The following is a 22,855-nucleotide window of genomic DNA, read 5'->3' on the forward strand; positions in this document are numbered from 1 at the left end:
TGTTGGAGCACGGCTCCTTCTTTAGTTTTATTATAACGACGCTAGTTTATTCATGCAATTATTTAATTCAGAGCGGTTGTTGCGGCACAATAGGCGGGGTGCTTTAACTACTCGTTCCTCTCCGTAAACACTTGAAAAGTAACTCCAAACCGATCCGTCACCATGCCATAGGCGGGGCTGAAATAGAGCGGCTGCAGGGGGAAGAGTACCTTTCCTTCTGCACGCAGCGCATCATAAATGCGCTCCGCTTCTGCTACTTCCTTTACGGTAAGGCAGATGTTGACCTGTTCTCCGCGCTCTAACGGTTGGTTGGGCTCTGAGTCGCTGACAAACAGCTCAGACCCACCGACAACCAGCACGGAATGGGCGATTCGTTTCTTCATTTCTTCGGGCACTGGCGTACTTCCGTCTTCCTCCGGGATTTCTCCAATATCAGATGAGAGACAGGGTTGACTTCATTACGCCAGTTCGAAAAGCTAAATCGCCGTATTTGTCCGTATTGCTGGATGCAGCGATTCGGCAATCTGTCTTGCTTGTGGATTATACGTCTAAAAAGAAGCGGGTAAAACGGGAGATTCAACCGATCGGCATTTATACTCAAGATGGATTGTGGTATTGCTCGGCCTATTGTTTTCTTCGCAAGTCTTTTCGTGTGTTCCGCTGTGACCGAATCGATTCTGCTATTCCATCGGACTCTCCGCCGCATGATTTGCAGAAAATTCATTTGGGGAGCCCAATGGAGCGGATTCACCCTGAAAGCGGCAGCGTGTACCTATATGCTGAACTGTCCAAGACAGGAGTAGAAGCATGCGAGGCGGGTCTTTGTCCGGTTTCTCTGCTCCATGTTCGCCATGACAACACGGGGTGGCTCGAAGGAGATATAGCGAGAGAAGATATTCCGTTTTACGCTTCTTATTTTGTCGGGCTCGTTAAGGAAGCTGCGGTGCGGCAACCGGAGGAGCTGCGAGCGGCGATTAAGCAACTACTGTCCGAAATGATGGAGCAATACACAGAGAATGAGGTGCGAGAATAAATACAGGCGAAATATAAAAGTTTAATTCCTAAATCGAACGAGCCGCTCAATACCTTCCCGATTTCCAGCAAATCGTGGATCGCTCCGTAGACAAGTTAAAAGGACCGGCAGATCTCGCTCTTATAGCGGCTGCCGGTTCTTGTCTTGTTTTTAGCAATCGTTCAAGTCATGACATTTGTGGAAAGTTCAATTCCCTTACAACTTCACGTTCATCGCGGCTAACCTCCGCAAAGCCCAGAGAGGCATATAAGCGGGATGCTCGCTCGTTCTCCGGCCGATGCCCAAGTCTGATTTTATTGCAGGGTGATTTGTCCCTGATACAACGAATAAGCTCCTCCATGCCTAACCGTCCAAATCCTCGGCTTTGGAATCTATGGTCAATCATATAAGCCATAATCCAATCGCTTCCATCATCCGGATCGACGGTACAAACCGCAAACCCTACCAGTTGATCCTCAGCATATAAAGCCAGGGGCGTAAACTTGCAAAAAGCCGACTCCGCGAGCCAATAGACTGCCGGTACAGGGAATGCTTGTTTCTGTTCATCGCTGACTTCAAGTTGAGAACAGGCATACCAATTGTTTTGGTCGACCGGCCTAAGCTTTATCATAGGTTGAAAACGTTCCCGTATCCGACAACATACTTTTAGAAGCTTGTCTTTTAGTTCGATGGCCCATTCAGGCGAACGTTGAATGTCCATGTCTTCCACGCTGCGGAGGAGACGTGCAAAAACATATAAATCGGAAAACCTTTGAAATAAGGGGAATAATTGCACCCAGCTTTCATTCAAGGGTCGAATCGACCGATAACCGGCTAAGAAACCCTCTATTTTGTGCTGAGCGTTAGCATCATTTTGTTCCACTAGATCTGTTATGGCGGATGCAATATCCATTGCATACCAGTGAATCATCGCATCGTCAAAATCAATGGCGTAAAAACGAGACTCTTCTTCATCATAAAAAATATTGTCGGTTTCAAAATCATAATGAATCAAACCTATATGCTCCGCATCGGCTGGAAGCTTTGAAAGTTGTAGATGTATTTGCTGAAGCTCATGTTGGGCACTCTTTTCACAGGGATGGCGCTGTAATACGGAAGAAACAAACTTCAGCGCATCTTGCCAATTGCCTCGTTTTGCTGCTCCGAAAGGATACGACTCCGATAGGATGTGCATGGAAGCGAGTGAACTTCCCCAATTTTTGAGTTGTTGATCCGACATCCCATCCAGTGAAAGATATACTCCTTTAGCTTTTTCAAATACGACGCCGTAATAACGTCCATGATTAGCCGTACAGATTGTCTCAATTAAGTTACCATTGTTGGAGGGGATGGGAGCCACTGTCGGATAACCGCCAGCTATCAGATACTGCATAAAATCAAGCTCGGCCTGAATATTCTCAGGTGTATTGTCCTCTTCATGAATAAATCTTAAAAACTGTCGCACACCGTTTTGTTCAAATAAATAGATAAAATTACTGCTTGCTCTCCAAAACTTTAACGTATCCGTATCATGCGCCCAATATTGAAGCATTTGTTTGGCAACGGAATCATTTTCTAATCCACGCACCATGTTGTTTAATGACATCATCTAACGATTGCCTCCCCGTACCTAATGAGAGGTTATTCCATTTATAAGCAATGACCTCTCATAGGCTTCTTTGTGTTGTTGAACGTATGCAAACACCATCACTCCTTCAAGTCATAGTAGGGTCGTAAGCTCCCTGTCATCTGGGCTGTTTTCCCCCTAGAGAAATTGTCGGGTTAATTTCCACTTTTATCAAGGTGTAGTTTGGATTAAATGAAATTATCCTAGCCAATCTGTAGTCAGCTTATGACATGTTGGAGCTATTTTCAGGATGGAATTAATTGGATTATAATAAGAGAGCAGAGATTACACAGGGGGATAGAACATGAATAAAAAATCGTGGATAGGTGTTATTGCTGGAACGTTTCTGATTGGGAATGCAACAGGAGCTTGGGCGAATATATAAAGGACGCTTTACAAACTTCAGTGCTGCGGGCTTTCTCCATAGCGGCAAAAACAAGGAGATGACGCCAACGAGTCCCATGCACAAGTTAGCAAAGCCAAGTTCGCGTATAATAAGGGGCAGCAACTCTAAGGAGGACAACATGTTTATCGTTATCGGGCTCGCATTCCTCGCGCTGTATCTCTTGATCGTATTTTACATCGGTTGGAGCGGCTGGACATGGATTAAACCGGCGGTATCACAACGATTCCGGCTATTCTATATCATTGCTCTTGCCTTTCTGGCAAGCTCCCTCGTTCTCTCCAGAGTTGTCGAAGGATCAACGATCCTGAGCGTTATCGGCAGCTATTGGCTGGCTATATTCGGCTTACTAGTCATGCTGCTGCCGCTCGTTCATCTGACGGTTTGGTTGACGAAGCTGACGAAGCTTCCGCGGCATTCCGTCCATAAGTGGTCGGGGGTCGCAACGCTGATTTTACTGACGGTTCTGCTCGGCTATGGAAGCTTTAATGCTTTCAGTCCAACCGTGCGGTCCTATGACATTAAGATCGATAAAAAAGGCCCGGAGAGCGGGGAGCTTCATATCGTGATGGCGTCCGATATGCATTTTGCTTATTTATCCGGAAAAGGCCACGCGGAACGCATGGTGGAGGAAATAAACGCGCTGAAGCCGGACATTGTTTTTTTTCCAGGCGACATTGTGGATGACGATATCGTCCCGTATAAGGAAAAAGGCATCGGGGATATTCTAGCGAAGATTGAAGCGCCGCTCGGCGTGTTTGCATCTTTGGGCAATCATGACCGGTTCAAAGGCGAGACCGGAGAGCTGATTGGACTGATTGAGGAGAGCGGCATACAGGTGCTTTATGACGAAGCAATCGAGGTTGGAGGCTGGCTGACGCTGGTCGGGCGAAAGGATTATAGCGATAGGGACAGAGCCGATTTGTCTGCTTTAGTAAAAGGAATCGACAGCTCCAAGCCCGTCATGATGTTAGAGCATCAGCCGGTCGAGCTGGATGTCGCACAGGAGCAGGGCATTGATTTGATGGTGTCCGGTCATACGCATCGCGGTCAGATTGCGCCGGGGAATCTGCTTACTGCCAGATTGTTTGAAAATGACTGGGGTCACCTGCAAAAAAGCCAGCTGCATTCCATTGTTTCCTCTGGTTACGGCTTCTGGGGCCCTCCCATCCGGATCGGGTCGCGGTCGGAGATTGTGTCCATTCATGTGCGGTTTGCCAATTCGCAGTCTTAACGTAAAGGGTGAGGCCGAGAATTTCGGTCTCACCCTTCTGTATTTGTCCGGCCTCACCCCGTCGTCCGATAAACCTCACGTATCGCGTCCTCGATATCCGGTTCTTGGACGCTAAGGTCACGGATTGGCAGCATTCCCGACAGGTCGGAAATCAGCTCGGACGCCGAGATGGCGGTTTTATCGAACTGATACCACACCTTCAGCCCATCCTGCCGCAAAATCTTCGCCCGTGCATGCTCCGGCGCCTGAGCTGTCTCGGACAGCTCAATGACGAGCAGGCGGTGCGGCGCCAGCTTTCCTACGATTGAATCCAGCGGACCGTCCTCGACGAGGCGGCCGTGGTTCACAACGAGGAGCCGCGAACATAACTGCTCAACATCGTCGAGGTCATGTGTCGTTAAAACAACCGTCATACGCCGTTCCCGGTTCATCGTCCGAATGAATCCGCGAATGGCGTGTTTGGCGTCAGCGTCGAGGCCAATCGTCGGCTCATCCAGAAACAGCACCGTCGGCTCATGGATCATGGACGCCGCCAAATCACCGCGCATCCGTTGACCAAGCGAAAGCTGCCTGACCGGCGTGTCGATAAAGTCCTGAATGCGCAGGACATCGTTCAGCATGTCCAGCGTTGCTTTAAATCTTTTATCCTCAATCCGATAAATTCGCTTCAGCAGCTCAAACGTCTCGCCAAGCCGCAAATCCCAATAAAGCTGTGTCCGTTGACCGAACACTACGCCTAACTGGCGCACGACGGCTTTTCGTTCTTTTTGCGGCGATAGGCCGCACACGCGGATGCTTCCGGCGGTCGGATAGAGAATGCCCGTCAGCATTTTAATCGTGGTGCTTTTCCCGGCTCCATTTGGACCGATATAACCGACGATATCCCCTTGCTCAATGTCGAACGACAGGCCGTCCACGCCGCGCACGATCTTTTTTTCGGGCAAAACCAAGCTGCGAATCGCGTTCCCCAGCCCCGTTTTTTTGCGCACAACGACAAATTCCTTAATCAAATCCTTGACCTCTATAATCGCCACTGGTATGCCCCCTATGAACCTGCGCTCTCGTATCTGCGTAACCCTAACCGGAAAATGCTATATGCGACGACCATGCAAATGATGCCTGCTACAAGCGTCCAAATGGCCATATCGAGCGGCAGCTCCAGCGATGCCGGTTTGCCCAGGAAGCTTTCCGCCGGATAAAAGCTGATGAAGCCGATCGGGAACAGAAACGTCAGCACGGCTTGAACTACATGCGGATACAAGGTCAGCGGGTACATCGTCGTCCGCTCCAATGTCGCCACCGACATGCCGATCAGATTGCGGCTGCGTTTTGTCCAGAAAGCAACGGCCCCGACAATCGTATACAGACTGCCGCGAATGAACAGGCCGCCAATGACAACGAGGATAAGCTTAGCGATGTTCCCGGCTTCCCAGCTGAAATCGACGGCATGCGCGGCGTACAAAAAGATGACGACACCCGGAATGAGATCAATGAGGCCGATGAAGTTAAAATACCCGGTGACAAATTGGAAAAAAACATTCAGCGGGCGAAGCAGCAGCCGATCGAACTCCCCGCGGATGACCGCCGTTTCGGTGCCCCAGGTCGGGATGAAAAACACGACGACAAGTCCGTGGCTCAGCAGTCCAAGTCCGTACAGAAACGCGAGATCGTCGAACGCCCATCCTTCTAAAGGCTGGAATCGGTCGACAATAATGCGAAGCATCCATATGCCGGCAAAATATTGGGTCGGAATCATGATGAGCCAGCTTACAAGAAAGAGCGGATATTCCAGCTGCCGCTGAATCGCCAGCTTGGCATAGTAGCCGAATACGCTCAAATAATGCCTTATTTCGCTCATAACCGCCTCATCCTCCCTGCACCATGACTTTGCCGCGCGCCCGCGTCCAGATCCAGGCGAGCAGCCCGCCGAGAAGCGCGATCCAAATGACCTGTATGCCCATCCCTCGCAGCGCCTCCGCAGGGGTCGACATCCCAATGTAGACGCTGAGCGGCAGCTGGTACGTATACTGAAACGGCAGCCATTCCGATATCCGCTGCAGCCCCTCGGGGAAAAACCAGAGCGGCACCATGCTGCCGGACAACACGCGGATGAACGCGTCTTTTACCATGCCGAGATTGCCGAGCTCTGCCACCCAGAACGCCACAAGCCCGACCATCGCGCTCATGAGCCAAAGAATCATAAAGCTGAGCGCGCAGCTGGCGGCGAACAGCACAGCAGCCGTTGGACTATCCGGCATCGGAAACCCGAACAGCAGCGACGCCATCAGCACGAGCGGAACGGCTTTGTTCACGAGTGAGCTGACCATGCTGCCCAGGTCCTCGGACAAATAGATGCCGAGCAGGTTCAGCGGCCGCATGAAATCAAGCGCGATGTTGCCCTCGCGAACTTGGTTGTAAATGGTGTTTTGGACGCCGGTGCTGAATACGGCAGCCATGAGAACCGAAACGACCGTGTACGTGATCATCTCGTCCAGCCCGACGACGGATGCGCCTGAGCCGAGAACGTCACCGCCGTATGCCGCTTTCCAGATGAAGACAGACGCTGCGAGCAGGATGAGGTCACCGATCATGCCGATCCAGACGTCGAAACGGTAGGCGAGCGCGGTCAATACTCTCATTTTGATCAAATAACCATAAGCCCTCATGTCCGACCACTCCCTCACAACTAGAAAAAATAGGAATAAATTGAAATAAACAATACCAGAAAAAAGGGAGCTCGTCACGATAAATATACGACTACAAAAAGGGCGCGGACTTCTAGACAGGAGGTCGGTTCTCATTTGCGCCAGCTGGAATTTACTAATAGCAGATCTTAATTAATTCCAACTAGCAGAGGTGAGAGGATTGGCAACAATAAAGGTAGTGCCGGGCAGTCCAACGGCTATTCAGGACGCGGTTAACTTGGCTCGCGAGGGCGACGTTATTTTGGTGCATAAGGGCGTTTATCATGAACAGGTGAAAATTGAAGGCAATAAAGACAACATTCGCATCGTTGCGGAGCATAAGTATAAGGCGGTTTTGGACGGCCGTTTCGTATTAAGGGAGGCCTTCACATTAGAAAGCGTCGCAGGCGTGGAAATTGACGGTTTTAAAATTAAAAACTATAGTTCCTGCGGCATTCGAATTGTTAAAGGAAAATCGCATCGCGTCCTGGAGAATGAAATTAGCGACATAACTGGAAAAAAGAAAAAGGGCAGGCCGTTTGGCATACACGCCAGCCGTTCAGAAGGCAACCTTTTAATGCGGAACAAAATCGAGCGAATCGGGGAAACGGATACGGGTAGCGGCAGCGGGATTCAGCTCAGCGAGTCTTCGGGAAATTGGATCGTACGGAATAAGATTGTGAAAAATTCTTTATTTGGGATAGAGACCAAGCGGGGATCGCATAACGCGATTGTTGAAAACCGGATTTCCGATAACAAGAGCGATGGAATTAAGATTAACAGGTCGGACAATTCGCTTATCATAGACAACAAGCTCGAGGATAATGGCGGACACGGCATGTATGGCCGCAGCAAAAACAATCTCGTTATAGATAGCAAAATCAAAAACAACCATAAAAACGGCTTGAAGTTTTCATTCAACTATAATTTGGCCTTCGGCAATAACATCAAGGACAATCGTCGAAGCGGCGTGGCGGTTGATTCGGATTTTAACGAAATACAGCGTAATGATATTAAGCGTAACAAAAATAACGGCATATCAATCCGGGCTCCTCATAAGGGCAACTTTGTGTTTGAGAACCGATTGAAGGGCAATACACCGAAGAATATTAAGGATCGGGGCAAGCATAACAATATTCTGCGAAATAAGAAGGGTTAGAGAGGGGAATTGCTGGCAAGCAAATAGAATGGCTGTCATGGGTGGCTGGAAATACTTTTTAAAACAAGGCTATTGTGCCAAAGGAGCCGTGCTGGAACACGGCTCCTTCATTTAGTCCAGGTCCTCCACCGTTATCGCAAACAAATCATGATCCTCCCAAGCGCCGTTAATCTTAATATAACGCTTCGCCAGTCCCTCGTGACGGAAGCCTGCTTTAGTCAGGACGCGAGCGGAGCGCGCATTTCTGGGCATGACGCCTGCTTGTACGCAGTGCAAACCGAGCTCGTCGAACGCAGCCTGTACAGCAAGCTCAACGGCTTTTGTTGCATATCCTTTTCCGTTATGGGCTTGGTCAATGAAATACCCGACATTGGCATGCTGGGCCGGGCCGCGTGTTATACCGGTCAGCGCTATTCTCCCTATGATCTCGTCGGTTTCGGCAAGGAAGATGCCGAATGCATACGCCTGGTCGTTCTTGGCGCTTACAGCGCCGTTTGCAATCTCTGCCCGCTGCCCATCAATCGTAAAATGCGTCTCATCGCGAATCGGTTCAAAAGGCTGAAAAAACTCACGGTTCCTTCGCTTCAGCTCCAGCAAACGTTCTGCATCATGCGGCTCCAATGGACGAATGTAAATCTGGCCCACTTCTAATCAACCCTTTCTGTATGATACATATTAACTGTACCCTTGGTCTGACGCCAATCTTGTTATAATACTACACACGAATGAATTGGAAAAACCCAAATAAATACCGTTAATTTACGGTATTTATTTGGGTTTTTATAAAACGTATATCGTCCCAAGGACTCGTTTCTAGGTTTACTCCGGTTTGTCCTTATCCTTTTGAGAATGAATTAAAATATTAAGCTTCTCAATGATCTGCTGATCATTTTCTAAATGTTTCTTCAACTTCCCATTGTTATTTAGTACAACGAAGAGAATTGCGCACGCAATTACTTACAGGGAAAAGCAGGATGGTCACGCAGTCCCCCCTGGATTGCATCTGACCAGCCCCTTTGTAAATCAACTACTCTCCTCCGGTTATGTCCTCGTACTGACGGACAATTTTGGCCCAGCGGGCATCGTTTGGATCGCAGCCTCGCACTAGCTCCTGCAGCTTGTCCTCCACGCCTTGAGGAGCGGTTAACTCAAGATGAAGATGAATATCCAGCACCACGAGCAGCAGCTTCGCCAAGTCCAGTTCGTTTACTGGCAGCGAGGCCACATCAGCGGGGAAAAACTTCTTCAGCATCAGAAGCGCGGAATGACTGTCTTCCTTTGAATACATCAGGTCGAATAAAATTTCGAAATGTTTGGCATAATCGGCATGTTCCATCGTTCTCAAAAAAGAAGGTTCGTCCACTGTAGCGTTAGGCGTTCCAATAAATAACGTGTTTCCGCCCAAATCTGTGATGATGAACCGCCGGTCTTCGGCCAAGTCTTTCAGCTTGGATATTCGCGGAATGCCGGAGCGCGGAATTTTACCGGAGTTTCGTTTCAGACCGGAAGTAAATGTTTCATATACCGCTTGCACGTCGTCCACTTCCACGTAGCACATTTGCGAATTTTCCGCCGGAATGGTTTTTTTGCTGACGTAAAAATGAATCTCCAGCTCCCCAAACTTAACTACTGCATAAGGATGGGGGCGATTGGAGGTGTAGGTGCACTGAAAGCCCAAGCTCTCGTAAAAGGACACCTGTTCCTTAATGGACGGGCAGGGTAAAATAGGCTTAATTTGATTCATCATTAACCACCGTTTCATTGCGGGAATTTGATTTCACTTAAATCGTACTACATTTATGCAAGTGCTAAAGTTTTTATTCAACGATCAGATGCAGATTGGTTACGGATTTACAAACCCTCTCATGAGCTTGAGGAATCTAATTGAAGGTAAAATTAAGCAGCAAAAGGAGCAATTTCATATGACTGTTTCCAAAAAAACGCTGAGAGTATGTAATAAAGGACATCGTTACTACAAGAGTTCAGATTGTCCAACTTGTCCGACTTGCGCAATGGAGAGCGCTCCGGAGAGCGGCTTCCTCTCGGAGCTGTCTGCGCCTGCGAGAAGAGCATTGGAGCATGAGGGGATATTAACGTTGAAGCAGCTATCTGCTTTTAGTGAAAAAGAGATTTTAAGGCTCCACGGAATGGGGCCGGCGTCGATGCCGAAGCTCCGGGCGGCGCTAGAGTCGGAAGGATTGGCTTTTCGGAACTAAACGTGCAGCCGTTGTGAGCCTGGCTTCCGGACTAAACGGAAAAAACGGTTTGAACCGTACTTTCCCTTTTTCGGCCTTGTCATACGCCTTAGTATAGAACTTATACTGGTACGCTATGGAGGTTGTTATGGAACCTGAACATACGATGGCTAAAGTGGTTGAAAGGCTCAAAATATGATGAATGAAAGGGAGCTGCTTCCATAACAGATTCGTTGATCAAAGCGGGTAAACCCCGTTATATAGATTGCTGGAAGAGTCAGAAGAAAGGAGGGCCTGTGAGGCTCTTTTTCTTTTGACTCTTTTATATTGCGTTATTCCGCTTTTTACGGAAGCTTGCCTTCTGTCAGCGCTTGTACGGCTTTGTCGATGCGCCGCTGGCGCGTCTCAGCCGTTTTGGCTCCTTCAATGGAGAGAACGATACGGTTTTTGTTGCTGTATGATAATCCGTCAAAATAACGGCGGGCCTCCTCGGCTCCTTCCAGTGCAGCAGCCAGATCCTCCGGCGCAACAATTTCCCGAGGGGCTGTATCCATCTCCACCTCAACCTCAATTTGATCCCCTGCGGCAACCCCGGCGCCTTCGCGGTTTGCAGCGCTTAGCGGGATCCAGAATTGGCCGCCCATGAAGGCAATTGTGCTTCGATAGGCATACTCCCCGATTTTGACATGCACGGCCGGTTTTTTACCTGAACCAAGTGCGGCAACAATTTCGTCAGGCACCTGAATTCCGGTGGCGGTTTTGCCGCTTAAATAAACGACGGATTGAAATTTCATCGGGAACGCCTCATTTCTCGGGATGGAATGGATGGAATTATTCTCATGATACGAAAGTCTTTCTATGCAAACAAGCCGCAATCCGACCGATACAAAAAGTAGTGCAAATTTACTAAAATAATGGGTTATTTTGGACCAAATCCCAGAATAACCGCGTAAATGGTTGAAGAACTTATTTTCGAGCCAAAGGAGTTACGTTGTTATGATGAACGATCCGCTTCCTCGTCCTACGCCCGAGCCAGTCCGGCCTGCAGCCGCAATGATTGGAGCCGCGGTTCCCGCAGTAAAAAGCGACTGGCGCCGGTTAGCCTTTTGGATGAGAGCCGCCGCTGTGGCTACGCTGATGTTCGGTCTTTTCCAGTCGGTTATCGGCTTGCTTAATTTTGGTCTCGGTACGATTGCCGGATTACTTGAAGTTACTCTAGCCGTTTGGATGCTGCGAATGAGCTCGCAGGCGCTGCGCATCGAGCAGATGGCGGAGTCGCCTGACGAACTGCACAAGCTATCCAGACAGCTTATTATATATTTCCGCCTGCAGCTGCTGTTTACGCTTGCTTTCGGATTTGTCGTCATCATGCTGGTGCTAACGATTTTGCAGTTCCTCACCGACTGGGACTGGCTTATCCACCTCGTTCAACAGGGGCGGAAGTTCGACAAGCTGCTCATGAAGCTGGAGAAATGGTACGGGATCGTCTACGGCTGGTTCAGCTGAGTTTAATAAGTTGGAATGCAAACGGCGTCCGTGGAGCAGCAGCTCCATTGGCGCCGTTTGTGCTTGCAGCTAACTCCGAATCGCATAAAGGCTGGCAGCGGGGGAATGCTTTACAACATTAGCCAAGCTCTGCCGGAATTCAGGGGTGTCTTAAAAAAAGCAGTGCATTAAATGGAGGGAACGGTAGTGAAAAAAAGAGCTTTTGCAGCGTTGCTGCTAGTCGTTACCATTATCGCGCTCAACGCTTGCGGCAGCAAAAATAGCCCTGCGAATACGCCTGCGCCATCCGCCAGCCCGGCGGCGAACGAAGCCGGAGCCGGAGGAGATTCCTGGGAAACAATCAAAGCCAGCGGCAAGCTGCGCATCGGCACGGAAGGCACATACGCGCCGTTCAGTTTTAATGACAAATCCGGCAAGCTGACCGGTTTTGACGTCGAGATTGCCGAAGAAATTGCCAAGCGCCTCGGACTTCAGCCGGAATTCAGCGAAACACCTTGGGATTCTCTGATTGCCGGCCTCGACGCCAAAAGATTTGACGTAGTGTTCAACCAGGTTGGCATCAACGACGAGCGGAAAGCGAAGTACGATTTCTCGGACGACTACATTGTATCAAAAGCTGTGCTGATAGTTCGCGAGGACAACAGCGATATCCATTCGTTTGCGGACTTGAAGGGCAAAAAATCCGGTCAGACGCTGTCAAGCAATTTGGCGGCAATGGCGAAGGAAAACGGAGCTGAAATCGTCTCGGTAGACGGCTTCAATCAGGCGATTGACCTGCTCGCTTCCAAGCGTATCGATGCTACGGTGAACGATTCTCTTTCTTTCCTCGATCTGAAAAAGCAAAAGCCCGATCTGCCGCTGAAGATTGCTGCCGAAGCTTCTGACGCCTCGAAGAACGCGGCTCTTTTCCGCAAAGGGAACGAGGAGTTCGTCAAGGCGGTTAACGGAGCGCTCGCCGCAATGAAAAGCGACGGTGCCTATCTGAACATTTCCGAGAAGTATTTTGGGGCCGATGTTTCCAAATAAAGCATAAAGGAAAGCTGCCCGATGAGCGAAAAACAGATCGATATTCTGCTTGATTCCATACTGCCCCTGCTCAAAGCGGGGGTAGCTTTTACTATTCCGCTGACAATTGTTTCCTTTGTCCTTGGCATGATTGTGGCCGTGCTGACGGCTCTGGCCAGGCTTTCATCCCTTTGGCCGCTGCGCGCGGTGGCGGGTTTTTACGTATGGATCATCCGCTGTACGCCACTGCTTGTTCAGCTGTTTATCATTTTTTACGGATTGCCTTATATCGGCATTGTCTTGAGTTCATTTACAGCAGCGACGATCGGTTTTACGCTGAGCGTTGGCGCCTACGGATCCGAAATTGTCCGGGCTTCAATCCAGTCCATTCCGAAGGGGCAATGGGAGGCGGCTTCTTCGCTTGGCATGACGCGCGTCCAGACGCTGCGGCGTATCGTTTTTCCTCAAGCTGCCCGCATTTCGCTGCCGCCGCTCGGCAACTCCTTTATCAGTCTGTTGAAGGATACGTCTCTCGCGGGCAGCATTATGTATCTGGAGCTGTTCCGCGTGTCGCAGGAAATTGTGGCAAGAACGTACGAACCGCTGCTGATCTATTGTGCCGCCGCTGTCGTTTATTTGCTGTTCTGCAGCGTGCTGACATGGCTGCAAAGCACAATGGAAAAACGTCTGGCGAGATATTCCGCGAGTTAAGGAGGGTGACCGTGTGCGGGGAGAGGCAATGATTGAAATCAAGGATGTGCACAAATCCTTTGGAACGCTTGAGGTGCTGAAGGGAATCAATCTTTCCTTGGAGAAAGGGAAGGCGCTCGCCATTATCGGCCCTTCCGGTTCCGGAAAAACGACGCTGCTCCGGTGTTTCAACCTGCTTGAACAGCCGGATCGGGGCCAGATGACCATTGGCGGAACAACGCTTCATTTTCAGCCTGGAAGCTCCATACGCCAAGCGGATACGCTCGCTCTCCGCAAACGGACTGGCATGGTATTTCAATCCTTCCATCTGTTTCCTCATATGACAGCGGTCCAGAATGTCATGGAGGCCCAGGTTACCGTCCAGGGCAAAAGCAAAGCGGCAGCTCGAGAGCGTGCCGAAGCACTGCTTGCCAAAGTTGGGCTTGCCGACAAGGCGGACTCTTATTCGCATCAGCTGTCGGGGGGACAACAGCAGCGTGTTGCGATCGCCAGGGCGATGGCGGTGGACCCCGATGTGATGCTGTTCGACGAGCCGACCTCGGCGCTCGACCCGGAGCTGGTCGGCGATGTGCTTAAGGTCATTCGCCAGCTTGCGGCCGAGGGGATGACGATGATTATTGTGACGCATGAAATGCGGTTCGCCGAGCAGGTGGCCGATTATGTGGTGCTGATGGACGATGGCATCATTGTTGAAGAAGGGCCGCCGCAGCAAGTCATCGGCAATCCGCAAAGCCAGCGCGCGATTCAATTTCTGAACCGAGTGACGAACTATGATGTCACCTGATTTTAACGTAAAAAAGCCGTGTCCCGTTCAAGACGGAACCCGGCTATTTGCGTTTAATCCATTGGCGCAGATGGAGCTTACGCCGCCGTTCTTTTTAAAGCTTCGCCAAGTAGGCTTCCAGCTGATCGAATGTGCCGGTGAAGCCTTGTTTCATCGAATCGAACATGCTTCTGTAAAACGCGTCTTCCTCAGCGGTCGCTTGATACGGGCCGCCTTGCAGAGTGAACGTTGTGCGTCCGTCCTGTTCCGTGAATGTCAGGCTGTTCACAATTTCAATCGGGAACACAGGGCTGAACGGCGCGCGCAGGGTGTTGCCCTCCGCATCGGAAAATGAGCTGACGTAAACGAGCTTCTCCGGGGCCGTCACTTCCCGGTAGACGAACTTGCCCCACATTTCGTGCCCGTCCGGCGTGCTCATGCGGTAAAGGAAATTGCCGCCGGGACGAACGTCCAGCTGCTTAACCTCCAGCTTCATTCCCGTAGGGCCCCACCATTTTTCCAAATGCTCGGCCTCGGTCCAGACACGGTATACGAGCTCACGCGGCGCGTTTAACGTACGGGTGATGAACAGACCGCTTTCTTCCATACGAATGGAATTGGTATCAGCCGCTTGATGATTCGACATGAGTATTCCTCCTCTTTCAGTTAGATGGATTGTACTAGTATTTCCTCGTTATGCTCCTTGGTAATCGCCGTTTGTTTCTAATCGAAATATAACCGAAATAGAATATTCGTGTCAAGGAATATAAAGTTGGAAATCAGTCTTGAAGCGCTAGCATTAGCTCATATATTTTGCGGGCCGTGTTTACGTTACGTACTGTCATCCGCCGGTAGAGCTTTGTGCCGATGATTTTGTGCATGCCGCTTTTTCCGGCTAAGTCTCTGTCAAACGACCACAAAACGGCCCCTTTGACATAGAGGATGCGGTCGATTCCCTCTTTGGCGGGAAGCTGCTCCAGCACCTTTTCATCGTCCACATCGTCCCATAAGTAGAGCACATCGCTTCTCATGGCGCTGTCGTTCGTCCAGTCGTCAGGAAGCCGGTCCATTATCGGCTGGAGATCCTCCAGCGAGCGGATCATAACCGGAATGGTCAGGCCAAAATCGGCCGCGATGGCTTGCTCCAGCAAGCCGGGCAGCTCTTGAGCCGAATGGCTGTCATCGGTAAAGACGATATTGCCCGAGTTAATGTACGTTTTAACCTTTTGCAGGCCGATGCCTTCAAACGTTGTTTTCAGCTGCTTCATGTCGATCTTGTTATTGCCGCCTACATTGATGCCTCTAAGCAGTGCCGCGTAGATCATCTAACCCCTCCGTTCAAAGGAATTATTGGTATTATAAGCCGTTCGGTACAGGGTGGACAAATATGCGGGCAAAATAGGTTCCGTGTTCAGGACAGGTGCACATACAGGCATTGAAATCCGCTCATATGTTAAGTCGGGAGGAGAGTTGTACATGGCGACTTATTACCGAAGCAGCACGATTAAAAGCAAATGGACCAAAACCAAGTGGCTTCTGGGCACCGATGTTCAATCGTATGTACCAAAAACCCTGCCCTTCAGCCAAGAAAATTTGAGGACAATGCTTTCGCAATATTCAACGGTCTTTTTTAAGCCAACGACTGGATCTGGCGGTTTTAATATTGTGCGGATTAAAAAGCTGGGCAGCGGTTATCAGGTCCAGCATAACTCCGTGCGTAATCATTACTTAACCATTGACGGGGTTTACCGGCAGCTTTTGAAACGATCATCGCAGCGTGATTATTTGCTGCAAAAGGGAATTCGACTGGCCAAGGCGAACGGACGCCCGTTCGACATCCGGGTTATGGTACAAAAACCGAACGACGGTCCCTGGACCAGTACAGCCTTATTCACGAAGGTCGGCCGGCCGGGCAAGGTAGCGACGAACTACCACCAGGGCGGCGAGATAGGATTTTTTCAGCAGACGCTTAGCCGTGCGGGTTATAGCAGCGAGAGGATCGAGCAGAAGGAGAACGAGCTGAAGCGGCTTGGCGAAGCGGTGGGACGGATTTTCGACAAACGTTACAGCGGCTTCCGGGAGCTCGGGCTGGACGTCGCCTTGGACGAGAGCGGAAAAGCTTGGATTCTTGAGGTGAACACGCGGCCAACCTTTTATCCGTTAAGGAACATGGGCGACCGCAGCCTGCACCGAAAGATTATGTCTTACGCCCGGCAGTACGGAAGATTGAGATAATTGAGCGAAAAATTGGTTACGAGCCTCTTCAATTTTGTGAGAGGCTTATTTTCATTTCAGCAGATAATTAAAACCAAGAAAAATAGTAATATTGTGGCAAATAAATCCGAAATAAATGGAGGAACAATTATAGAACACAGGGGGAACTGAGATGGGTAAATACTATTCAACGCTTGGGAGAAGGCTTGACGGCAGGACGCCTCTTCATCAAGGGGGATACTATACGCTTCATGACAACTTTGATGTGAGTTACACTAGATCTAAGCCCAATGGGGTAGAGATCGTTACGGCGGATCAGTTTACCATGATGTTAGTCCGAGGGTGTAAGGAAGCCATTGAGGCATTTAGTGTTGAGCAAGACAATAAAGATGTGTATGCGTTTAGCCTATATGCTGGAGAACAGTGTTACTTGGACATTTATCTTAATACGGTTGATGCATTCAATAGCATGTGCGCAGAGAGGGAACATTTAAATTCTGAGCAAAGATTGGAACTGAAGTACCATTTAGGCAATTTTGCATTTCAACCTGCAGCGATGCCCTCTGACGAGCCTTACATGGACTGGTTTATTAGAGTCGGCCACTCTGCAATGGGTATGACTTTGGAAGAAGAGACGGAATCCGTTGCCGCTCCAATTGTTGCGTTTGAATCTGGAATTATTGTCCAAGATGGATATCAAACGCTTGCGTTAAGAGCGGTTCAACAGCTTATAAAGGAAGGGGCCTTTGAAAGTTTACATCGTACGCCTGACTTTATTGCTTATGCATCAACGGGGCATGATTACCTGGATTACAGCCTTGTCATGAGAAAAACGATTGAGACAGCTTTGTTGTATGAGCTTTTTCCTGAATTGAAAGATAAGGACGAAGCTTTTGCCGCCGAAATGAAGAAGAACAGGCATCTTACTGCTGCGGAATACTTGGATTATTGGATGGAAGCTTTTAAAGATTCTCAGACTCAGACTTTTCCGTTCACTCATTTGAAATGCGAGATGGATCTTTTTGTACAGATGGAGCATCTTGGTCCATCTTTGGCTGAGGAATGTCTCCTTCGCCTCCAGCCATTAGCCAATAAGCCCGAATTATACTACATGCATACTTCAATAATGGATATTTATGTGGAGGCACTGCATTTTGCCGGACCGTTGACTGCCGAGCATCGGGCATGCTGTTTCTCGCTTGCTGAGTTAATTCGTGACAAGAATGTCCCTGAGCTATACTGGGAGCTATTAGCGTTGGGTGAAGGAGCGAATGAAGGATAATTTTTAGCAGAGGAGACGGGGATGGAACAATTAAAGCATAAAGACGCTGTTTTAGGCCAAAAGCCGTTTATTCATGACGAGGTCCGTTATAACCTGATCCATCGGATAAGCGAGTCGGAAGATTCGCTCTGTCTGACAGACGCCGACGGGAAGCTGATTTATGCCGGGTCGAAAGGCAACGATCCTTGGCTATGGATAGCGGAAGCACTTCCGCAGGAGAGAAAAGCGAGTCTCGTGCGCGACTTAATTCAAACATTGGATTGCGGTTCCTTGCCCGGCATAACGGGAGCCCCGGATACCGCCGCTCTTTTTGCAGAACAGTACGCGAGCCGGTATGACGCTAACATAAAGCTGTTCATGAGAATGGAGTCGTATACCTGCCCGGAGGTTAAACCTCCTTCAGAAGTCGCTGGCGCGATGCGGCGGGCAGAACCGGATGACATTGTCGTAATCTCCGAATTTTTGGCGGGTTTTTCAGCAGGGGCTTACGGTGTTCACGTTGATCCTCAAAGTCAGATCGCTGCGGCAGAAGAGCGGATTGAGAAGGGCGACTTGCAGGTATGGGTCGTGAAGGACAAGCCGGTCTCGATGGCTAATGTTGCTCATCGCTCGCCGAGGCATGCAAGAATAAACGCTGTGTATACTCCGGCTGAACTTCGAGGTCACGGTTATGCAAGCGCGGTAGTGGCCGGGCTTTGCTCCATCGTCAAAGACGACGGACTGACCCCGATGCTGTATGCGGATCTAAGCAATCCCCATGCGAATAACGTGTACCGCAATATCGGTTTTATTGAAGCGGGCACAATCGACAGCTTAAAATTTGAGTATTAAAAAAAGTGAACGAGGCTTTAAGCCTTCGTTCACTTTTTGTATTGGCTCAATTAGCTGCGGCTTTCGCCTTGGAGCGTGCTCCGACTCTTGCGACAACTAGCGCGGATAGCGCGAAAAATACCGACAACCCAATCAGGACAAAGAAAACGGATGTGTCAAACGCACTGCGTCCGGCTTCTTTTAAGGCCTCGGATGCCTGGGCAGGCAATCCTTCCGCCGCAATCAGCGCTTCGTCGAGGCTGTCCTTTACATTTCCCGGAACGTTTAGCCCTTGCGGAACGGCCATACTGAGCGAGTAAATCAGGCCGGACAAGCTGCCGACGATGGCAATTCCGGACGCTCCGCCGACTTCATAAGCCACTTCCTCAATCGAGGCGGCCATGCCCGCTTTTTCAGGCGGCGCGGAGCTCATAATGGAATGCGAGGCTGCTGTCATGCTTGCTCCTAAACCGATTCCCATTAAAGCCAGTCCGATAATTTGCCCCAAGACGCCGGCGTCAAACTGAAGGATATAAATAAACGTCCCCAAAGCTGCGAGCAGAAGCGATAAGCTTTTGATGTGGATGACATTATAACGATGCATCATTTTGCCAGCTATTGGTCCAGCGATAAGAGCCGCCGCCGGTACGCTTACTGTAATGAATCCGGCTTGCAGCGGGCTCATTCCTTCCACTAATTGAAGGCGCTGAGTGACGACATATTGAACGCCTAATTGTCCGAACAAGCCGACTACGGCCGTAATACAGCCTGCCGTAAATAGAGATATTTTAAAAAGTGACAAGTCAATCAACGGGTTTAAGCTTCTGCGTTGGCGGCGGATAAAAATAATCATTCCGATAACCCCGATAACGGCGCTAACGGTGGCAAGCGCCGGGGAGCCTTCGCGTTTTGCAAATTCTTTTATTGCAAAAACAATCGCTACCATGGCAATCATAATCTGTACGGAGCTGATAAGATCCCACTTTGTATCTTTGTTGCCTTCGTGGTTCGGGACGATGGTCACGGTTAACCCAAGCGCCAGAAGCGCGATTGGAACGTTGACTAGAAACGCAGCTCCCCACCAATAGTGTTCCACGAGCAAACCGCCAACGATTGGGCCTAGCCCTGCGCCGCCGGATGCAATAGCTGCCCAGACACCGATTGCCAACCCAAGCTCGCGCGGATCGGTGAAGGTAATTCGAATAATAGACAATGTGGCCGGCATCATCATCGATGCGCCGACAGCGAGCAGCACTCTCGCGATTACCAGCACATAAGGAGTCGGCGCAAAAGCGGCCAAGAGGGAGGCTGCCGTAAAAACAACCAATCCGTAAGAGAATATTTTTTTGTGGCCGTAACGGTCTCCAAGCGTCCCCATTGCCGGAATCAGACCGGCCATAACGAGCGAGTAGCCGTTTATAATCCATAATTTCTCCGATGCCGATGCGCCAAGATCATAGGTCAGGCTTGGCAGAGCCGTATATAGAATTGTTGTGTCCATCGTGATGAGCAAAAGAGCGCTTGATACGATGGACAAAATGAACCAGCGTTTATAGTTGTACATGTGAATCTCCCTCCGAGTTCGACTGATCTAGAAGCCTTCTGGAGTAAACTTTAAACTATAGGGTTACCCTATAGTCAAAGCCCTTTTTTGCAGGGTAAAATTTAGAAGCACAGGGCGTAAAGAGTGTGAATCAAGGAGAGTGCATCATGTCCGAAATCAACAAACGTTACTTCACGACCAGCGAAATGGCCAACATAAGTGGTGTAACGAAACATACGCTTTTTCACTATGATGAGATCGGGCTGCTGAAGCCTGAGTTTGTTCATACAAACGGGTACCGTTATTATTCCCTCCGGCAATCCTATATTCTCGATATGATTAGCGTGCTGAAAAAAGCCGGCAGCTCCTTGCGGGAAATTAAAGGATTTCTTCAAGACCGGAGCGGCTCAACGCTTGTAGAGCTGTTCAAGTCGAAGCAGCAGGAGCTGGAGGCGGAGCTGCTCCGGGTAAAGAGAATGCAGGATCTTTTGCAAAATGCCATTTTAATGACGGAAAAACCGATGGAGCCTTTGCGGTCAGAACCTTCATTGGAGGAATGTGAGACGGAATATTTGGTTGCGACGCCGCTCGAACTAGGGAGCGATGAAGAATTCAACACGAAGCTAAGCGAGCATCGAAGCTACTGCGAGGAACATTTGATTAATCATGAATTTCCGGTCTGGGCGATATGGAGCAAAGAGACCTTTGAATCCGGCAGCTTTTTATGGGGATATGTGGCCAACAAGATTAAAGCTCCCATTAAGGGAGACAGAATGCTTACCAAACCAAAGGGTCTGTATGTCGTGATGGACTTTACAGGCTCTTACGAGTCGATTATGCTGGCTGCCCCGATCCTGAAAGAGTTCATTGAGCGTAACGGATTAAAGGTGGACGGGGACGTGTACACGATGGATCTGATTAACTATTTTTCCGAGGCCGACTTCGACAGCTACATCATACGAATCTGGATTCAGGTGTCGGCTTAACAATTGGTAATAAAAAAACACGGACAGCGAGGTCCGTGCATGGTTATTTGAGCCGAAAATTTAATTACCTAAATTTAGAAGCTTTTTCAACAGTGGGAGAGCCTGCTCATAGTCGTTCCGGTAGTGGCTGAACGTTTCTTTTTCCTCCATTATAAAGCCCGACTTTAAGTACAGCGCGACAGCTGGATAACTCCACGTTTGAGTGTGCAAATAAATAGCGGTATCACCTTCCAGAGCCTGCTGAATGCGGATGCATTCTGCAACGAGAGCTTTACCGAGGCCGAGCCCCTGAGCCTCCGGGCGGACAGCGAACCAGTGCACAGCGGCGTCCCGCCTGCTCCCTGTTTCATTCCACCAGGCGGTTATCGTCCCAATGGGCTGCTGTTCCTCATCAAGCACGAACAGCATTCTTCGCTCCAGCTCCTCTGAATAGGGCATGTAGGTGCGGTTAAAATAGGCAAGGCTGTCTTCATGCGTATCAAACTCGCCGACAGATGTTTCGATTTCGGCCCAAGCAGCCTCCATGCCGGAGCGGTATCGACAAAACGAAAATCCGTCCGGCAAGGTAAAGGAAGGCAGAGGAGCTCCGGAGGGCCGCTTCATAATGATATTGAAATAAGGGATCGATTTGTCCAGCATGCAAGGATTCGCCTCCGATGAGTTCAACTGAATGCCGTTTTGCCCTCTGCAGAAAGGGGTGCTACTTCAGTACATCCCATGAAGCTGCGCTGATCCCTTCAATTTCGCTGCGGTTAAGATCAAGCTTCATTGCGCTGACGTTCTCTTCCGCGTGTTTAACCTTTGTCGCCCCAGGAATGGCAAATACCGTCTGTCCGTGGGAATGAATCATCCAGTTCAAGGCGACCTGAGTCGGAGTTGCGCCATGTTTGGCGGCGATGTTCTCCAGCACCTCGATGAGCGGAAGCGATTTTTGCAAGCCGGAGGCCCGGAAGCCTGAGCTGAACTTTCTTGGCCCCTTGATTGCTTTCACAAGCGCTTCGTTTCGATGGAATTTACCGCTTAACAAACCTTGCTCCAAAGGAGAGTAAGCAATAATAGCAACGCCAAGCTCCTTGGCCGTATCCAAAACGCCATTCTGCTCGATTCTGCGGTCCAGCAGACTGTACTTGACCTGATTGGACACAAGCCGCAGGCCGTGCTCCTTCAGCGCTTGGTCCGCCTCACGCATTTTGGCTGCCGAAAAGTTGCTGACGCCGACATTTTCGATTTTGCCCTGCTTGACCAGCTTTGCCATCTCGTTCATTTCGCTCGTTGCCGACGAGAAGGAAAACGGCTGATGCACCTGATGAAGGTGAATCGTACGGTGATCCAGCATCTGCAGCCGGACGCCGATTGTGGAGCCAATGCTGCTCGCTGTGCGAAATGCCGGCCACCATTTTGTCGCAATATGAGCTTCTTTGGCCAGCGGGCTGTTGACCGCCTTTAATGCAGCCGCCAGCACTTGCTCGGATTCCCCGCCGCCATAAATCTCGGCCGTATCAAACCAGTTGATGCCTCCAGCCAAGCTTGTCTGGACGATGTTCAATATATCCTGTTTTGGCAGGACGGGCCAGAATTTTCCGGTCAATCCTTTGCCGCCGCTGAACTGCCAGCATCCCAGTCCAAGCGGTGAAAGCATCAGGTTTGAATTTCCCAGCTTGCGGCGCATCGTTGACGTTTCTATATTCATCCTACACACGTTCCTCTCCAATTTGAACTCG

25 protein-coding genes are annotated in these 22,855 nt (G+C 49.8%); 12 read left to right on the top strand and 13 right to left on the bottom strand.

What is annotated here, in order from left to right; all coding sequences use genetic code 11:
* Positions 1-107: 107 nt before the first annotated feature.
* A complete protein-coding gene (locus M3223_RS19050) occupies positions 108-395 on the bottom strand; it encodes a VOC family protein (RefSeq protein WP_251564517.1) in 288 nt (95 codons plus the stop codon).
* A 41-nt stretch (positions 396-436) separates the two neighbouring features.
* On the opposite strand from M3223_RS19050, the gene M3223_RS19055 reads away from it, so the two are divergent.
* Positions 437-1,033, top strand: coding sequence for a helix-turn-helix transcriptional regulator (locus M3223_RS19055; RefSeq protein ID WP_251564519.1), 597 nt, complete (start codon positions 437-439; stop codon positions 1,031-1,033).
* A gap of 166 nt (positions 1,034-1,199) precedes the next feature.
* Here M3223_RS19055 and M3223_RS19060 read toward each other — a convergent pair whose 3' ends face one another.
* The gene (locus M3223_RS19060; protein WP_251564521.1) at positions 1,200-2,621 is read right to left on the bottom strand and encodes a GNAT family N-acetyltransferase; all 1,422 of its coding nucleotides are present in this window, start codon (positions 2,619-2,621) and stop codon (positions 1,200-1,202) included.
* Positions 2,622-3,163: 542 nt separating this feature from the next.
* Here M3223_RS19060 and M3223_RS19065 point away from each other — a divergent pair.
* Complete coding sequence (locus M3223_RS19065; protein WP_251564523.1) at positions 3,164-4,276, top strand: metallophosphoesterase; 1,113 nt, start codon at positions 3,164-3,166, stop codon at positions 4,274-4,276.
* Between the two features lie 53 nt (positions 4,277-4,329).
* Here M3223_RS19065 and M3223_RS19070 read toward each other — a convergent pair whose 3' ends face one another.
* From M3223_RS19070 to M3223_RS19080, 3 genes are read right to left on the bottom strand one after another with little or no spacing between them, the layout of a single operon-like run.
* Complete coding sequence (locus M3223_RS19070) at positions 4,330-5,310, bottom strand: ABC transporter ATP-binding protein (protein WP_251564525.1); 981 nt, start codon at positions 5,308-5,310, stop codon at positions 4,330-4,332.
* A gap of 11 nt (positions 5,311-5,321) precedes the next feature.
* Positions 5,322-6,134, bottom strand: a complete 813-nt coding sequence (locus M3223_RS19075; protein ID WP_251564528.1) for an ABC transporter permease — start codon at positions 6,132-6,134, stop codon at positions 5,322-5,324.
* Positions 6,135-6,141: 7 nt separating this feature from the next.
* Positions 6,142-6,942: an ABC transporter permease gene (locus M3223_RS19080; protein ID WP_251564530.1), complete on the bottom strand. Its 801-nt coding sequence runs from the start codon at positions 6,940-6,942 to the stop codon at positions 6,142-6,144.
* A gap of 199 nt (positions 6,943-7,141) precedes the next feature.
* Here M3223_RS19080 and M3223_RS19085 point away from each other — a divergent pair, with 199 nt between their 5' ends.
* Complete coding sequence (locus M3223_RS19085) at positions 7,142-8,119, top strand: right-handed parallel beta-helix repeat-containing protein (RefSeq protein ID WP_251564532.1); 978 nt, start codon at positions 7,142-7,144, stop codon at positions 8,117-8,119.
* Between the two features lie 111 nt (positions 8,120-8,230).
* On the opposite strand, the gene M3223_RS19090 is transcribed toward M3223_RS19085, so the two are convergent.
* Together M3223_RS19090 and M3223_RS19095 are read right to left on the bottom strand one after the other, a co-directional pair.
* Complete coding sequence (locus M3223_RS19090; RefSeq protein WP_251564533.1) at positions 8,231-8,764, bottom strand: GNAT family N-acetyltransferase; 534 nt, start codon at positions 8,762-8,764, stop codon at positions 8,231-8,233.
* 382 nt (positions 8,765-9,146) lie between these two features.
* Entirely contained in the window at positions 9,147-9,863 is a 717-nt protein-coding gene (locus M3223_RS19095; protein ID WP_251564536.1) for a hypothetical protein, read from the bottom strand.
* Positions 9,864-10,041: 178 nt separating this feature from the next.
* Between M3223_RS19095 and M3223_RS19100 the strand changes: the two genes are divergently transcribed.
* Positions 10,042-10,335, top strand: a complete 294-nt coding sequence (locus M3223_RS19100) for an RNA polymerase alpha subunit C-terminal domain-containing protein (RefSeq protein ID WP_251564538.1) — start codon at positions 10,042-10,044, stop codon at positions 10,333-10,335.
* Between the two features lie 323 nt (positions 10,336-10,658).
* Here M3223_RS19100 and M3223_RS19105 read toward each other — a convergent pair whose 3' ends face one another.
* Positions 10,659-11,108 (bottom strand): YdeI/OmpD-associated family protein, encoded by a 450-nt coding sequence (locus M3223_RS19105; protein WP_251564540.1) that lies wholly within the window; start codon positions 11,106-11,108, stop codon positions 10,659-10,661.
* 202 nt (positions 11,109-11,310) lie between these two features.
* Between M3223_RS19105 and M3223_RS19110 the strand changes: the two genes are divergently transcribed.
* From M3223_RS19110 to M3223_RS19125, 4 genes are all read left to right on the top strand, one after another.
* Positions 11,311-11,820: a hypothetical protein gene (locus tag M3223_RS19110; protein WP_251564542.1), complete on the top strand. Its 510-nt coding sequence runs from the start codon at positions 11,311-11,313 to the stop codon at positions 11,818-11,820.
* Between the two features lie 186 nt (positions 11,821-12,006).
* A complete protein-coding gene (locus tag M3223_RS19115) occupies positions 12,007-12,846 on the top strand; it encodes an amino acid ABC transporter substrate-binding protein (RefSeq protein WP_251564544.1) in 840 nt (279 codons plus the stop codon).
* 21 nt (positions 12,847-12,867) lie between these two features.
* Positions 12,868-13,536, top strand: a complete 669-nt coding sequence (locus M3223_RS19120; RefSeq protein ID WP_251564546.1) for an amino acid ABC transporter permease — start codon at positions 12,868-12,870, stop codon at positions 13,534-13,536.
* A 28-nt stretch (positions 13,537-13,564) separates the two neighbouring features.
* Positions 13,565-14,320, top strand: a complete 756-nt coding sequence (locus M3223_RS19125) for an amino acid ABC transporter ATP-binding protein (RefSeq protein WP_251564695.1) — start codon at positions 13,565-13,567, stop codon at positions 14,318-14,320.
* Between the two features lie 94 nt (positions 14,321-14,414).
* Here M3223_RS19125 and M3223_RS19130 read toward each other — a convergent pair whose 3' ends face one another.
* Together M3223_RS19130 and M3223_RS19135 are read right to left on the bottom strand one after the other, a co-directional pair.
* A complete protein-coding gene (locus M3223_RS19130; protein ID WP_251564548.1) occupies positions 14,415-14,945 on the bottom strand; it encodes an SRPBCC family protein in 531 nt (176 codons plus the stop codon).
* Between the two features lie 133 nt (positions 14,946-15,078).
* Entirely contained in the window at positions 15,079-15,624 is a 546-nt protein-coding gene (locus tag M3223_RS19135; RefSeq protein WP_251564550.1) for a DUF1697 domain-containing protein, read from the bottom strand.
* A gap of 151 nt (positions 15,625-15,775) precedes the next feature.
* Here M3223_RS19135 and M3223_RS19140 point away from each other — a divergent pair, with 151 nt between their 5' ends.
* From M3223_RS19140 to M3223_RS19150, 3 genes are all read left to right on the top strand, one after another.
* Complete coding sequence (locus M3223_RS19140) at positions 15,776-16,534, top strand: YheC/YheD family protein (protein ID WP_251564552.1); 759 nt, start codon at positions 15,776-15,778, stop codon at positions 16,532-16,534.
* 151 nt (positions 16,535-16,685) lie between these two features.
* The gene (locus tag M3223_RS19145; RefSeq protein ID WP_251564553.1) at positions 16,686-17,795 is read left to right on the top strand and encodes a hypothetical protein; all 1,110 of its coding nucleotides are present in this window, start codon (positions 16,686-16,688) and stop codon (positions 17,793-17,795) included.
* A 21-nt stretch (positions 17,796-17,816) separates the two neighbouring features.
* Positions 17,817-18,626 carry a GNAT family N-acetyltransferase gene (locus M3223_RS19150; protein WP_251564554.1) on the top strand — a complete coding sequence of 270 codons (810 nt, stop codon included), beginning with the start codon at positions 17,817-17,819 and terminating at the stop codon, positions 18,624-18,626.
* A 46-nt stretch (positions 18,627-18,672) separates the two neighbouring features.
* On the opposite strand, the gene M3223_RS19155 is transcribed toward M3223_RS19150, so the two are convergent.
* Positions 18,673-20,169: an MFS transporter gene (locus M3223_RS19155; RefSeq protein WP_251564555.1), complete on the bottom strand. Its 1,497-nt coding sequence runs from the start codon at positions 20,167-20,169 to the stop codon at positions 18,673-18,675.
* A gap of 146 nt (positions 20,170-20,315) precedes the next feature.
* Here M3223_RS19155 and M3223_RS19160 point away from each other — a divergent pair, with 146 nt between their 5' ends.
* Positions 20,316-21,134, top strand: a complete 819-nt coding sequence (locus tag M3223_RS19160) for a MerR family transcriptional regulator (RefSeq protein ID WP_251564557.1) — start codon at positions 20,316-20,318, stop codon at positions 21,132-21,134.
* A 60-nt stretch (positions 21,135-21,194) separates the two neighbouring features.
* Here the strand turns inward: M3223_RS19160 and M3223_RS19165 are convergent, their stop codons facing one another.
* Both M3223_RS19165 and M3223_RS19170 read right to left on the bottom strand, forming a co-directional pair.
* Positions 21,195-21,773, bottom strand: coding sequence for a GNAT family N-acetyltransferase (locus M3223_RS19165; RefSeq protein ID WP_251564559.1), 579 nt, complete (start codon positions 21,771-21,773; stop codon positions 21,195-21,197).
* Positions 21,774-21,834: 61 nt separating this feature from the next.
* Entirely contained in the window at positions 21,835-22,824 is a 990-nt protein-coding gene (locus M3223_RS19170; RefSeq protein ID WP_251564561.1) for an aldo/keto reductase, read from the bottom strand.
* Positions 22,825-22,855 lie beyond the last annotated feature (31 nt).

Source organism: Paenibacillus pasadenensis (genome assembly GCF_023715725.1).
Lineage (GTDB): Bacteria > Bacillota > Bacilli > Paenibacillales > Paenibacillaceae > Paenibacillus_O > Paenibacillus_O pasadenensis_A.

Excerpts from the sequence above, each read along its gene's own strand:
- M3223_RS19135 (WP_251564550.1), bottom strand. The coding sequence starts at position 15,624 with ATGATCTACGCGGCACTGCTTAGAGGCATCAATGTAGGCGGCAATAAC.
- M3223_RS19075 (WP_251564528.1), bottom strand. The coding sequence starts at position 6,134 with ATGAGCGAAATAAGGCATTATTTGAGCGTATTCGGCTACTATGCCAAG.
- M3223_RS19130 (WP_251564548.1), bottom strand. The coding sequence starts at position 14,945 with ATGTCGAATCATCAAGCGGCTGATACCAATTCCATTCGTATGGAAGAA.
- M3223_RS19105 (WP_251564540.1), bottom strand. The coding sequence starts at position 11,108 with ATGAAATTTCAATCCGTCGTTTATTTAAGCGGCAAAACCGCCACCGGA.
- M3223_RS19125 (WP_251564695.1), top strand. The coding sequence starts at position 13,565 with ATGATTGAAATCAAGGATGTGCACAAATCCTTTGGAACGCTTGAGGTG.
- M3223_RS19120 (WP_251564546.1), top strand. The coding sequence starts at position 12,868 with ATGAGCGAAAAACAGATCGATATTCTGCTTGATTCCATACTGCCCCTG.
- M3223_RS19145 (WP_251564553.1), top strand. The coding sequence starts at position 16,686 with ATGGGTAAATACTATTCAACGCTTGGGAGAAGGCTTGACGGCAGGACG.
- M3223_RS19060 (WP_251564521.1), bottom strand. The coding sequence starts at position 2,621 with ATGATGTCATTAAACAACATGGTGCGTGGATTAGAAAATGATTCCGTT.
- M3223_RS19155 (WP_251564555.1), bottom strand. The coding sequence starts at position 20,169 with ATGTACAACTATAAACGCTGGTTCATTTTGTCCATCGTATCAAGCGCT.
- M3223_RS19170 (WP_251564561.1), bottom strand. The coding sequence starts at position 22,824 with ATGAATATAGAAACGTCAACGATGCGCCGCAAGCTGGGAAATTCAAAC.
- M3223_RS19055 (WP_251564519.1), top strand. The coding sequence starts at position 437 with ATGAGAGACAGGGTTGACTTCATTACGCCAGTTCGAAAAGCTAAATCG.
- M3223_RS19150 (WP_251564554.1), top strand. The coding sequence starts at position 17,817 with ATGGAACAATTAAAGCATAAAGACGCTGTTTTAGGCCAAAAGCCGTTT.
- M3223_RS19165 (WP_251564559.1), bottom strand. The coding sequence starts at position 21,773 with ATGCTGGACAAATCGATCCCTTATTTCAATATCATTATGAAGCGGCCC.
- M3223_RS19140 (WP_251564552.1), top strand. The coding sequence starts at position 15,776 with ATGGCGACTTATTACCGAAGCAGCACGATTAAAAGCAAATGGACCAAA.
- M3223_RS19095 (WP_251564536.1), bottom strand. The coding sequence starts at position 9,863 with ATGAATCAAATTAAGCCTATTTTACCCTGCCCGTCCATTAAGGAACAG.
- M3223_RS19110 (WP_251564542.1), top strand. The coding sequence starts at position 11,311 with ATGATGAACGATCCGCTTCCTCGTCCTACGCCCGAGCCAGTCCGGCCT.
- M3223_RS19160 (WP_251564557.1), top strand. The coding sequence starts at position 20,316 with ATGTCCGAAATCAACAAACGTTACTTCACGACCAGCGAAATGGCCAAC.
- M3223_RS19100 (WP_251564538.1), top strand. The coding sequence starts at position 10,042 with ATGACTGTTTCCAAAAAAACGCTGAGAGTATGTAATAAAGGACATCGT.
- M3223_RS19065 (WP_251564523.1), top strand. The coding sequence starts at position 3,164 with ATGTTTATCGTTATCGGGCTCGCATTCCTCGCGCTGTATCTCTTGATC.
- M3223_RS19080 (WP_251564530.1), bottom strand. The coding sequence starts at position 6,942 with ATGAGGGCTTATGGTTATTTGATCAAAATGAGAGTATTGACCGCGCTC.